Annotated in this window: 16 protein-coding genes; 9 read left to right on the top strand and 7 right to left on the bottom strand. The window is 35.3% G+C overall.

The genetic code is table 11. From position 1 onward, the window contains the following. Positions 1 to 4 precede the first annotated feature (4 nt). On the bottom strand, positions 5 to 424 hold the full coding sequence (locus R2S08_RS13295) for an SRPBCC family protein (protein WP_316835647.1): 420 nt from the start codon (positions 422 to 424) through the stop codon (positions 5 to 7). 586 nt (positions 425 to 1,010) lie between these two features. On the opposite strand from R2S08_RS13295, the gene R2S08_RS13290 reads away from it, so the two are divergent. Then, positions 1,011 to 1,823 (top strand): AraC family transcriptional regulator, encoded by an 813-nt coding sequence (locus R2S08_RS13290; protein WP_316835646.1) that lies wholly within the window; start codon positions 1,011 to 1,013, stop codon positions 1,821 to 1,823. A 70-nt stretch (positions 1,824 to 1,893) separates the two neighbouring features. Then, complete coding sequence (locus R2S08_RS13285; protein WP_316835645.1) at positions 1,894 to 2,583, top strand: DUF6624 domain-containing protein; 690 nt, start codon at positions 1,894 to 1,896, stop codon at positions 2,581 to 2,583. A 4-nt stretch (positions 2,584 to 2,587) separates the two neighbouring features. Here R2S08_RS13285 and R2S08_RS13280 read toward each other — a convergent pair whose 3' ends face one another. The 6 genes from R2S08_RS13280 to R2S08_RS13255 form a co-directional block, all read right to left on the bottom strand. Continuing rightward, positions 2,588 to 2,998, bottom strand: coding sequence for a VOC family protein (locus R2S08_RS13280; RefSeq protein WP_316835644.1), 411 nt, complete (start codon positions 2,996 to 2,998; stop codon positions 2,588 to 2,590). Between the two features lie 82 nt (positions 2,999 to 3,080). Continuing rightward, on the bottom strand, positions 3,081 to 3,653 hold the full coding sequence (locus tag R2S08_RS13275) for a Crp/Fnr family transcriptional regulator (protein WP_316835643.1): 573 nt from the start codon (positions 3,651 to 3,653) through the stop codon (positions 3,081 to 3,083). Positions 3,654 to 3,735: 82 nt separating this feature from the next. Continuing rightward, complete coding sequence (locus R2S08_RS13270; RefSeq protein WP_316835642.1) at positions 3,736 to 4,815, bottom strand: serine hydrolase; 1,080 nt, start codon at positions 4,813 to 4,815, stop codon at positions 3,736 to 3,738. Positions 4,816 to 4,834: 19 nt separating this feature from the next. Next, complete coding sequence (locus tag R2S08_RS13265) at positions 4,835 to 5,158, bottom strand: isochorismate lyase (protein ID WP_316835641.1); 324 nt, start codon at positions 5,156 to 5,158, stop codon at positions 4,835 to 4,837. Between the two features lie 643 nt (positions 5,159 to 5,801). Then, entirely contained in the window at positions 5,802 to 6,161 is a 360-nt protein-coding gene (locus tag R2S08_RS13260) for a type II toxin-antitoxin system HigA family antitoxin (protein WP_316835640.1), read from the bottom strand. Next, entirely contained in the window at positions 6,145 to 6,456 is a 312-nt protein-coding gene (locus tag R2S08_RS13255; protein WP_316835639.1) for a type II toxin-antitoxin system HigB family toxin, read from the bottom strand. Before R2S08_RS13255 ends, R2S08_RS13260 begins: the two co-directional genes overlap by 17 nt. 275 nt (positions 6,457 to 6,731) lie before the next feature. Here R2S08_RS13255 and R2S08_RS13250 point away from each other — a divergent pair, with 275 nt between their 5' ends. The 7 genes from R2S08_RS13250 (at position 6,732) to R2S08_RS13220 (ending at position 12,101) form a co-directional block, all read left to right on the top strand. Beyond that, a complete protein-coding gene (locus R2S08_RS13250; protein WP_316835638.1) occupies positions 6,732 to 7,109 on the top strand; it encodes a hypothetical protein in 378 nt (125 codons plus the stop codon). Then, positions 7,090 to 7,641 carry a hypothetical protein gene (locus R2S08_RS13245; RefSeq protein WP_316835637.1) on the top strand — a complete coding sequence of 184 codons (552 nt, stop codon included), beginning with the start codon at positions 7,090 to 7,092 and terminating at the stop codon, positions 7,639 to 7,641. Before R2S08_RS13250 ends, R2S08_RS13245 begins: the two co-directional genes overlap by 20 nt. Before the next feature lie 177 nt (positions 7,642 to 7,818). Then, positions 7,819 to 9,429 carry a sensor histidine kinase gene (locus tag R2S08_RS13240; RefSeq protein ID WP_316835636.1) on the top strand — a complete coding sequence of 537 codons (1,611 nt, stop codon included), beginning with the start codon at positions 7,819 to 7,821 and terminating at the stop codon, positions 9,427 to 9,429. A 1-nt stretch (position 9,430) separates the two neighbouring features. Next, entirely contained in the window at positions 9,431 to 10,180 is a 750-nt protein-coding gene (locus R2S08_RS13235; protein ID WP_316835635.1) for a LytTR family DNA-binding domain-containing protein, read from the top strand. Between the two features lie 72 nt (positions 10,181 to 10,252). Further along, a complete protein-coding gene (locus R2S08_RS13230; RefSeq protein ID WP_316835634.1) occupies positions 10,253 to 10,627 on the top strand; it encodes a DoxX-like family protein in 375 nt (124 codons plus the stop codon). Next, complete coding sequence (locus R2S08_RS13225; protein WP_316835633.1) at positions 10,627 to 11,361, top strand: DUF2071 domain-containing protein; 735 nt, start codon at positions 10,627 to 10,629, stop codon at positions 11,359 to 11,361. Before R2S08_RS13230 ends, R2S08_RS13225 begins: the two co-directional genes overlap by 1 nt. Further along, positions 11,328 to 12,101 carry a class I SAM-dependent methyltransferase gene (locus tag R2S08_RS13220; RefSeq protein ID WP_316835632.1) on the top strand — a complete coding sequence of 258 codons (774 nt, stop codon included), beginning with the start codon at positions 11,328 to 11,330 and terminating at the stop codon, positions 12,099 to 12,101. The genes R2S08_RS13225 and R2S08_RS13220 overlap by 34 nt, the downstream gene beginning before the upstream one ends. Positions 12,102 to 12,120: the final 19 nt, after the last annotated feature.

The raw sequence follows: 12,120 nt of genomic DNA, 5'->3' as shown, positions 1-12,120 counted from the left end.
GGATTTATAGTTTAGAAGCGGCTTTTATTTGTTCCAGTATATCTACGGGCAGAGCATCAACTATTTTTCTGGCCACTATTTTTACCCATAGGAAACCCAATAAACCTTTAACCGTTATTATATTCGTTATTTTAAGTCCATCGGCAGTATCTTCAAAAAGATGATCATCAAACATTTTGGCGAGTGGGAAATATGTAACGTCAAGAAAGCGTTTGTTTTCGACGGTCTCTAGTAATTTTACCTTCACATTTGGCCCGCCCTTTGGCCTTAAAATAAAATCATTTCCTTTTTCAAACCGGCCTTCAAGTTTAGCAAATTCAATTCCCTTGTCCCAGGTATGCCAATTATTCACATCGGAAAAGAGTTTCCACATTTGTTCTTTTGTAACATCTTTTGTCGTGATCGAATGAGATTTTGTCCACATGTTAGTTTTTAATTTGAAATGATAATAGCAAATATAATAAGTATACATATTATATGCAAATAATATCTGGTCTTAATTTTATAACTTATGGGTAGGGTAAAGCTATGATCTATCTTTCTAACATTTATACAGAATTTTTACTGCAACTCGCGCTCTATTAATTTTGATGCGATTTGTAAAGCTTTGATTCTACGAACCATCAGTGTGTGCTGTGATGAGTTTTCTTTTAATTTGAGAATTGCCTTCTCACATTTGTTTAATGTAGAGTCGAGAGAATTCTTTGCTTCTATAAGTTCTTCTGAGGTAAAGTTTGACATGGAGGTATTGTAAATGTTATAAGTAGTTAAACCCCCTAAAGATCGGCTTTTAAAACGGACTATGGATAATAGGGGACAAATGGGGATTTATTGGATAAGCACTGGTTTGTTCATTGTTACGTAGTCTGCTTTTTGATCAACATGAGTTGGTGTTTCGGGTAGTTAGAAAATTTCGTAAGTTGCGTAAGCAATTTTTAATAATTGAAATATTTGTATGATCCTGATTTTGACATTGGAGAAGGAAGTTTAATTCAGTAACACAAGAAATTATGTTTGCCAACATTTCACCTATTACAAGCAAACTAAAAAGATACGTTAGTAGCTTTACCATATCTCTGAAAGAAGGGCTTTTTCCGGTAAAGTATACAGCCTTTCCGAATATAGGGAACTGTCTTGCATTCTTCAATCATACCGCATTTCAGATACAGTCGGATGAAATTACTTTCAGAAGAGATGAAACTCAGTGTCCGGTAATTATCTTATTAGGAAGGTTAACAAGTCCAACATTAGTTACCTATATTGAACCTATTGAAGAGATCAGTATTAATTTTACTCCATGTGGTATCAATTATTTCTTCGGAATTCCGTTTTTAGAAATGGCCCAAAAATGTCATCAGCTGCTGGAAGAACCTAAATGGACCGATTTTGCATTGGCACTTTATTCCGAGCTGCCGGAAAGGAGAATTGCCATGCTTGAAGCATTTTTGTTATCGAGTTTAAATGAACAAAAAGCCGATGCGATGGAACGGGTCTTTAGCAGTATGGCAGCAATGGACAAATTAAAGGTTCAGGAATTGGCTGACATCGCCTGTATGTCTGAAAGAAATTTCTTAAGGTATTTTAGAAAATATTTTGGCTGCAACCCTTCGACTTACAAAAAAATATTGAGGTTTAGAAATGTGCTTGATACGCAGTATTCAAAACAAACAAACTCCTACCGTAGATTCCTACTGACAGATGACTATTGCGATACCTCACATTTCAGAAAGGAGTTTTTACAATTTACCGGCTGCACACCCCGTCAGTTTAATAAAAGTTCCTTCCTGCCCGGAAACGGAAATTCTGTTTTTAGATTGGTTTAAAGATTGTCCGATTTATACCTTTTTTGCGACTTGCTAAGACTTAGCTTTGATTATATAATTTCATCATATTATGAGAACATTACTTCTGTTATTAGTGGTGCTGTTGAGCTTAAATAGTTCGGCGCAAAAAACAGTCAATATTGACTTAAAGCAGCAGTTAGATACTATTTTAAAGACTGACCAAGGCATCAGGGAATTCGTGGATACGGAAGTGAAACCAGCAAGAAAAGATACGCTTGCTTTGCTGCTAAACTATCCCAGGGCTATGCTTGATAAAAACCCTTGGCTTATTATGAGGAAGATTGATTCTCTAAACATCCACAAAGTAGAACAAATTATTGCTAATTACGGTTATCCTGGTAAAACAATGGTTGGCGAACCTGAAAATACAGCGGTGTTTTATGTGGTACAGCACTCCAATAAAATACAAGAATATTATCCTCTGATCGAAAAAGCTGGGAAATCCGGAGAGCTGCCTTTCAAATATACTGCAATGATGCTGGATAGGAAACTTAGCGGAGAAGGCAAAGAACAAGTTTATGGAACACAGGTATTTATGCAAACCATCAAAAATCCAAAGACAGGAAAAAAGGAGGCCTTTGAATATGTTGTACCGATCAAAGACTCCAAAAATGTAAATAAAAGACGTATGAAGGCAGGCTTTGATTCTACGGTTGAAGAAAATGCCCTTCGGCTAGGTGTAGTCTATAAGGCATATACTTTAGAAGAAATCAAAGCCAAGACGAAGACGGAAAAGTAAGGGGCTATTTTTCAGCGTGTAATCCAATTCGGTTACCCTCGCTGTCCATAATTATGGCTATAAATCCTGGTGGGATTTGAATTTTTGGAGAGATGATCTTTCCACCTGCTTGTTCTACTTTGTCTAGTACTGTTTGTAGGCTTGGGCTTGCGTTGATGTAAATTAAGGTGCCATTAGCAGAGGGGATGTTTCTTTCTGACTTAGATAATACTCCGGTTACTCTTCCTGAAGTTGCCTGGATTACATTTGGATCGTAAGGAAAGAAAACGCTTTCATCTGTTCCGTCATTTCTTTTGATCATTTTAATATCTAAAATGGTTTCGTAAAAGGTTTTGGCCCTGTCAATGTTGGTTACAGGAATTTCAAACCAGGTTAGGATGTTGGTTTGTTCGTCGATTTTTCTCAATTGTTGCATAGCTGTTTTTTTAAAGTTTTATTTTGTTCTTTACAAAGTTGTGCAAAGGGCATGAGCTTATCCTGTGACGATCGTCACAAAGTTATTTAAGGGTTCGTCTTTTTCTGATCCTGCTTAAGGTTTCTCTTGCTACTCCAAGAAATGAGGCCAGTTGTGTAAGTGAAACTCTTTGCAGCATTTCGGGATGATGAGCCTCTAAGTAGGCCAAGCGTTCCTGAGCGGTATACAGTTTAAATATTGTTGAAAATTCTTCTTGTTTTGAAGCGAATAAGCGTATGCAATTGCGTCCCAACGCTTCTATTTGTAGGGATTGTCTTGCAGCTTCAAATAATTTCTGCTTGTCAAAAATGACAACTTCTAGTAGTTCGCAGGCGATAATGTTAAATTTTGATTTTTCTCCGCTGCCAAAGCTGTTGATGTTTGTAGCAATGTCATTTTCAAAGAAAAAACCTGTGTTTTTAATGCTTCCATCAAGTTGATAATAGCTCTTGCAATAGCCTGTCTCTATGTAAAATAAGGATTGGCAGAGAGCTCCTTCTTCTAGCAGGTATTCATTTTTATTAAATTGCTTTTTTGATAATGCGGGTTGGAGTAAGGCCCAGCTTTTGTTGGAAAATTCTGTTAGGGAGTGTATATATTTTAGTAATTTTTCCATTTGTTTAACCTTTAAAGAAGATCGTGATGGTGTGATCGGATTATTTATGATGATATTTGCGTAGGCGTAAGTTTAACTTGTTTTAGGGTTTTTCAAAACTATAATTAGGTAAGATGTATTTGGCTAAGATTTCAAAAGCCTGTTTTCCTTTATAAGAACCGTAATTTTTTTGGGTGAAAATGACTGTGAGGTTCAGCCGCTGATTTATAAAAATAAATTGTCCGCCGTTGCCTGATGCAAAGAGCAGATCTTCCTGTAAGTCTTTCGTTTTTATTTTTTCCTGGTACCAGTAAAAACCATAATAGGTGGGTTGTGGTGTAGCGACATTGCTTCTGCTGGATTTCATATTGGAGAAGTCTGGGATGGCAATGTTACAACGGGTAGACTGGTCGATCCATTTTTTTGAAATGATCTGCTTGCCGGCCCAAACTCCTTTATCCTTTACCAATTGCCCAATTTTCATCATGTCCAGGGATCTGATGAAGAATGATCCGGCGGTCATCCCATTTCCACTTGGATCCACAGTCCATTTATAGTTGGTTATCCCAAGTGGTCTGAATAAATATTTATCTGCAAACTCCTGAACGGACATATGGGTGGCTTTGCGGATTACTCCACCTAAAATCATTGGATCGATAGAGGTATAGGACCACACTTGACCTGGCTTGGTTTTCATGGGAAGTGCTAATGCGTACTTAACCCAATCGTTGCTTAAACTCATTTCCTCTTCACAATCTTTTGTACCGTTAAATTCCTCACAATCGAACCCGGATTTCATTTCTAACAGGTCTTTAATAGTCATGAGTGTTTTATACGGATTGTTTTTTAAGAATGGATATTCGGGGAAGAAGGTATAGATTTTCTGGTTGACATCTTTGATGAAACCCTTATCGATGGCGATTCCAATCAGCAAACTGGTAACCGACTTAAAGGAGGAGCGGGAGTCGTTTAAGGAGTCCCGGCCGACACCATCGAAATATTGTTCATAGACCACTTGATTGTTCTTTGCAATAAGCAGGCTACGAATACCAGCATAATGGTGCTTTGTAATGGAATCGGTCATTTGACGCAGTAGCGAATCTGCGGTGTGATGTGGATTTTGAGCGGAGCTGTTAAAACTGCTGATCAAGAATAATATGCAGGCGAAGAAGTTGATTTTCATATCTCAAGATATTTTTGGTTTAAGCTCGTGCTTTCCAATGTTTGAGTTCTTCGGCAATGAAATATTGAACCAGATCGGTATATATTTTTTCAATAACATCCGGATCAAGACTTTGCATTTCGGCCCATTTTCTTTTTTCTAAAAGCATTGCAGCAAATCTTTCCGGTGCTTTTACAGATGTTTCGCTGGTTTTGAATTTAGACGCTGCTTGTACATACTGGTAGCGTTCACCGATCAGGGAGATGATTTGTTGATCTATAGTGTCTATTTCCCAGCGAATGTCTGTCATGTTTTGACAAGCTTCTGGTTGTTTTATGTTGTGCTTGATTGTTTTATCTGACATGGTTTTTAAAAAATAGGAGACGATTGTTATGGGAATTTAATACATTAAAGGATTATAAAACGCTGACAACAAAGAATGAAGAAAATAATATTTAAATTTTGGATAATAAATTTTTTGATAAGTATTGCCTTATTTTTTATTTATAGAGTTGTTATTGCTGAAACAAAGCCAATTGACGAAGGTTTCTTTGAAACAGTTTTGTATATTTTAGATATACTGTTAAATCTAGGTCTTTCTTTCGTATATTTTGTTGTAATGGTTATTTGTTCCTTAGCTTTTTTTCTAAATCTAATAGCAAAAATTAGAAATAATCGCCTTTTATCGTTTTTAACCTTTTTGGGCTTCCCTCTAAGTTGTGTTATTTATTTAGTCATTAATGTATTAATTGATGTTTTTTCGCACAATGAAAGTGTTTTGACAACTGTAATGATTTTTTCATTAGTATATTTATTCTTTACGACCATAGAGTTTTTAATGTTTAAAAGGAGATTAAAGGTCTACGAATTGAAGGAGTGAGAAATTTCCGGTAACTATAGTACCAGGGGTGCAATTCAGTAGTTTGCCACCTTTGGTCAATTTTTTCGAATAGTGTTCTTTGAGGAAAGCGAGTTTGCTGAAAAGAAAGAAATTCACAATAGAACAATTAATAAGCTTGGATTAGTACCTCGGCAGGTATATGGAGTATATCTGTTAATTTCCGGATCATAGAAAGACTTAGTTTCCTTTTCCCTGACAAAATCTCAGACTTTCTCGAACGCGTACCTAATAAGTCACTCAATTCGTTTTCAGATAAATTCATCTGTTCCATTCTAAACTTTATAGCTTCTATTGGATTTGGATAAGAAATAGGATAATGTACTAATTCATATTCTTTGATTAGTAGGCTTAAGATTTCTAATTCATCAGAAATTGTAGACCCTTCAACGATATCAGTTTGCATTAACTCGTATACACGAGCCAGAGCATTATCGTATTCTTTCTCTGTTTTAATTGGTTTTAACATAACTAATTGGTTTAGCGTTTATTTTATCATATTGAGTATGCGATCCAAACCAGACAATAAACACAATTTTTAATCTGTATTCTATATCTACGATTAAGCGGTAACTATTACCATGTATATTAAACACAACTCTTTTTTCATTAAGGATAGAAGCATTTTTATATTGTGCTTTTAATTCATTTGGATTATTCCACAGTGCAGAAACGGCCTCTTCATACCAGCTTAACAACGCCTGTTCTGTCTGATGGAATTCGTCAATATAATCCTTTAGAGTTTTTACCGCTATCACTCGCATATTTAACAAATATATCAAAATGTTCCCGTTTTGGGAACATTTTGATATATTAATTTCTTTATTCAAATTTATGAATACGGATTGCTATCTTAAAAATTGTGATGTTTTTCTATGATCCTGCTGGGATTCGAACTTTGCCCAATCCCAGCGTCTATTCATTATTTGGGAGACTGATATTCCAATTGAATTAAATTTTATCCAAATCAATTATGATCGTATCTTTCATCTAGTAAAAACCTCCGTTTTCGAACGGATCAATAATAACGTTCAACAAAATGGATAACTTTAATATTTTAGTCTGGTATTTGATTTCGGGCTTATTTGTCATTTTGATAATAGCGACACTTGGGGCAATATTATCGAGAAAACTTAATTTCAAATACTCTTATTTGGGTGCACTTTCAGCAATTCTATACGTTATACTTGCTTATCTAATCTGTAAAATAGCTGATTTAAAGACAGCAGTCATAATTAACTGCCTTTTAGCATTATTTGACAGTACCATTGGATTTTTATTGTCTATTAAATTTAAATCAAATAGAGATTATACAAGAGAACAATCTATAAAAATGATCGGATTTAAAACTTCAATTGGCGTAGTATTATTTACTTTGGTCTTCACTTTTGCTGGCTATGGAATCACCTCGTTTTAATCCGATTGATAATATATCTGCAAATGACGCCAAAAAACATATCGGCTGTGGAATCCCCCTTAGAGATGTATTTGTTACTGGAATTTTAAATCTTGAAGGGGGAAGAGAATGGGACAAAGAGATTATTATCGAAAATTGCGTCATTGAAAATCTCATTTGTATAAGTATACAGTTTAATAAGCACATAACTGTTAAAAACACCTATGTAAAAGCCGCTTCATTTGACTTTTGCTATTTCATTGGAGGCTTGATCATTGACAATTGCATATTTGACGAGTATTTAGATTTCAATGCTGGTGGACATAATTCTAAAGGAAACTTTATAACAATCAATGGTAATCGTTTTCGTGGCTTTGTCAACTTCTTTGATTGCTGGTTTAACGGAGAAGTATCTGTCAACAACAATATATTTGAGAGTGGTACAAATATTTTGAGTAAAATGCAGTGGGTTGCCTTCGACTTTCCCATTGAAGCCCGTAATAACGTTGGAGATCTAAGTATAGAAAGCGAATGCAGAAAGAAAGAATTTTAACAGCTTAATTGTGTCTCCGGTACACATTCATGTTTATTTGACAAAGCAGTCCATTTTGACAATATTCAAATACGGCACAAAACAACACATCTACTATTTCAAACACTGTCTTTCCTGTTTTATGGTTGTAGATTTGCTATTATTGCTACAAGTTTGATGAAAATCGAACTTAATGTTATGAAAAAAATCATCTTTATCTTTCTCAGTTTCTTTATTGCACTGTCTGCTGTAAATGCACAAAAAGGCATCAAATTTTCTGGTACCTACTATGCTGCCGGAGGAAAGATGCTTATGCGTGTAGACAATTCAGCCAAAAATGTCTTTTATGGTAATGTATTTCAAAATCAACCCCATACAGCCTTCAATTTCTTACCCGAAGCTGACTATGTAAGTATCGAAATCTATTTTAGAGAGGCAGACAGTCCAGAGCACTATCGGTATACAATTTTGGAAGATAGCAAGCCAATAGTCGTAAACAAGCCGATCGATATAGCGCAACTGAAGGATGTCGACAGGGGGGAAGATGAAATACTCCGCTCTGCCACTTTTGGTATATTCCCTATAAGAGATAAAATCATTACAATAATCACTTATGATATTCAAAAACCTCAGGATGTTTACACAACTGTTTTTTACGGGAAGCCTATTCCCCGAGCAAAGATCAAAGGCTTTTCAAAGCGGTTCGCAACTGATAAAGGCTTTGACTACAGCTGGATAACAAACCCTAAAGAAAGAACAAAGCTTACTTTTACTAAAAAAGACGACGAATTCACCATTGTAAAAGACAGGTCAGATATTGATTATCTCTACTATACCTCAATAAAAGACAAGCAAACAAATAAGATAATTTTCGAATCAACTGCCTGGCAATATGGTGGTTTAGTTGAAGAACATGAGTTTTCACCTTACGTAAAAATTGACAAAAGCATTTTTAAAAAGTCGGGAGATTATGAAATTATTATTCAGCCATTGATTAAATGGACTGGATGCATGGATTGCAATTTCACACCAGAAGACATAGAAAAGTATACAACCAGACATACTCTTTCTATAACATTAGATGAAGAAAACTATACCAAAAAGGAACTTTTGGTATACATGCTTATCATAGCATGTTCTATTGGGTTGGCCTTTTTGGTGATCCTTTACTTCATCAAAAAGAGAAACAAAAAAAAACTGGCAGAAAAAGAGCAGCAAAAAAATATTGCGAAGCTTAAACTTAACTCCATTCGTTCCCAGTTAAACCCTCATTTTTTATTTAATGCACTCTCCGGCATTCAAAATTTGATGAACAAAAACGAAATAGACAATGCCAATAAATATCTATCTAAGTTTGCCCGGTTAACTCGTAACGTACTTGATGATAAGGAACTGGTTAGTTTATCACAAGAAAAAACTTTATTAGACGATTACCTGCAGATGGAGCAATTGCGGTTTGGCTTTAAGTACGAAATTAACCACTCTGAGGGCTTAGATAACATAGAAATACCAAGTATGCTGCTACAACCTTTTGTAGAAAATGCAGTGAAGCATGGTATGTCGAAAAAAGCTTCCGATGGAAAAATTATGGTCACATTTACTAGGAAACTGAATGATTTGGTGTTAACTGTTACCGATAATGGAAATGGATTTGATACAGAAAAAAAGGTCAATGGTTTGGGGCTTCTATTAAGTGGCAGTAGAATAGCACTATTAAATAGTATTTATAAGGAAAATCGCTTTACTTTAGTTATAAAATCAACTACTACTGGCACTAAAGTAAACTTAACATTAACCGATTGGCTGTAATATGATGAGAGCAGTTTTAATAGATGACGAAATTTCCAACTTAGAAAACCTACGGACTTTGCTTGAAAAGCATTGTCCGCAGGTAACTATAATCGCAACAGCGCAAAATGTAAGTGATGCGGTTGATGTGGTTGAAAAATATACGCCTGATTTGGTGTTTCTGGATATTCAAATGGGCGAGCAACTAGGTTTTGATGTATTGAAACAGCTTCCAACGCGTAATTTCGAAGTTATTTTTGTTACTGCTTACGACCAATATGGTATACAGGCTGTAAAATCTGCCGCCTTAGATTATCTTTTAAAACCCATTGATATTGAAGAATTAATGAATGCGGTATATAAAGCAGAACACAAATTGGTAACGCAAATACAAACTTCACAGCTTGATTTTTTACTGCAACAATTAAAAAAACCAGAAACGAACGTTAGTAAAATTGCCTTACAGATGCAAAGCGAAATAAGGTATATTAATTTATCAGAAATTATACGCTGTGAAGCAGACAATACTTATACGCACTTCTTCCTTGCGAGTGATGAAAAAATATTGGTCTCTAAATCACTTAAAGAATATGCAGACTTACTGCGCCCTAACGGATTTTTAAGAACTCACCAAAGCCATTTAGTTAATCCAAAATACGTAAAGAGCTGGTTAAAAGAAGACGGTGGTATTCTACTGTTAATGTCTGGAGAAAGAATACCCATTTCTAAGCCAAACAAGGACACTGTAAAACAAGCTTTGCAACAGCTATAAGTGATAGGATGTTTTTGTTTGTTCTGAGCAGCCGCAGTTAAAAGCATGATTAATAAAGTGAAAAATTCAATAATGCATAACATACTAAACTACTGTATCGCCCTCATTTGGCTAATTAATGGCTTATTCTGTAAGGTGTTAAACCTTGTTCCAAGGCATGAAATGATCGTCTCAACCTTCTTAGGCGGTGAATATGCCAGATCGCTCACAGCAATAATTGGGATACTGGAAATCATGATGGCTATATGGATTCTAAGTAAATTTAAAAGTAAGTTAAATGCAATAACACAGATAATTATTATCGCAGCCATGAATACGCTTGAATTTATTTTTGTTCCTGAATTATTGCTGTGGGGCAAATTCAATTCTATATTTGCAGGTATGCTAATTTTGACGGTTTACTATAACGAATTTGTTCTCCACAAGAAAAGTACTCAAAAAACCTGATGTTTTCATTTCTAAAGAACCATCCATTTGCTGTTGAAGCTTTTTTTGAAAGCTCACTTGTTTTGACATTTGCAATTCCAAAAGTTCAGCTACAAAATCTTATCCCGGAATGTTTGCAGTTAGATATCTTTCAGGACGAATGGGCATTTATAGCAGTCGCTATGGTACAAACAAAGGCATTGCGGCCAAAGGGCTTCCCTAAAATTATAGGCAATGACTTTTTTCTAATCGGTTACCGCGTATTTGTTCGCTATACCAATAGTCGTGGAAAGAATTTGCGTGGTTTATACATCCTGAAATCTGAAACGGATAAAAAGAGAATGGAATTTATGGGCAATATTTTTACCCATTATAAGTATACAACAACAGATATCAACCAAATTGACCGAACCAACACACTGGAAATAGCTTCAATTAAATCAAAATTCAGGATAACGCTGGGAAAGGCCGAAGAAGTGCCTTTACCTGAACAGTCTCCATTTAACGATTGGAAGGAAGCAAGGAAGTTTGCAGGCCCTTTACCCTTCACTTTTACGTATAACAAACAAACTGGAGAAGTTTTAATCATTGAAGGTGTAAGAGAAAACTGGATACCAAAACCAGTAAAAGTTATAGATTACGATTTTGAATTTTTACGCGCATTGAACTTGAGAAATCCAATATTGGCTAATGCCTTTATTATCAAAAACATTCCATATTATTGGAAGAAAGGAAAGACGGAACAATGGAGCTAAAGAGAAAAAGTTTTCAGGGCGTTTTTAATATCTTAAGTTTTAACCGGCATTTTTATGTGTTGGGATTGAGTGCTTTAGCATTATTAATTATTAGCCATGCGGCAATTGGATTTTCAGATCAGTTGTTTTGGATAGTAGTAATAGCTTTTCTTTATGGCCTGATCATGCCTTTGATGGTTTCGGCCTATATATATGATTTTTCTGGATATTATAATTTCCACTGGCTTAAAAATTCTGCAGTAGATCTTAATCCAGGAAGCATCGTGAACATCAACGCAGGATTTGATGAAACAAGCTTTATTATTAAAAGCAATTTCCCACAATCGGACCTAAAAGTATTTGACTTCTATGACCCGAAAAGGCATACCGAGCCTGCTATTATAAGAGCCAGGAAAGTCAGCTTAACCTACCCAAATACTGTTGAGATTAAAACAAGCACAATTCCATTAAATGATAATTCGGTGGATATTATTTTTCTTCTGTCTGCTGCCCACGAAATCAGGAGTTACAAAGAAAAGGTTGTTTTTCTGAAGGAATGCTTTCGCATTTGCAAGCCAAACGGCAAGGTAATCATGGTAGAGCATTTAAGGGACTTTCCAAATTTTTTAGCCTTTTCTATTGGATTTACACATTTTTTCTCCAGATCAACTTGGAAAAGTGCTTTCACAAAAGCAGGTTTCGGAACTTTTGATGAAACCAAGTTTACACCATTCATGTCTGTCTTCCATGTTGAACCTTAAGCTATAACATCATCCATAG

The sequence above is a fragment of the Pedobacter nutrimenti genome, assembly GCF_032678445.1.
GTDB lineage: Bacteria > Bacteroidota > Bacteroidia > Sphingobacteriales > Sphingobacteriaceae > Pedobacter > Pedobacter nutrimenti_A.
The sequence above is the reverse complement of the archived record's forward strand: the minus strand, read 5'-3'. Positions and strand labels throughout refer to the sequence as shown.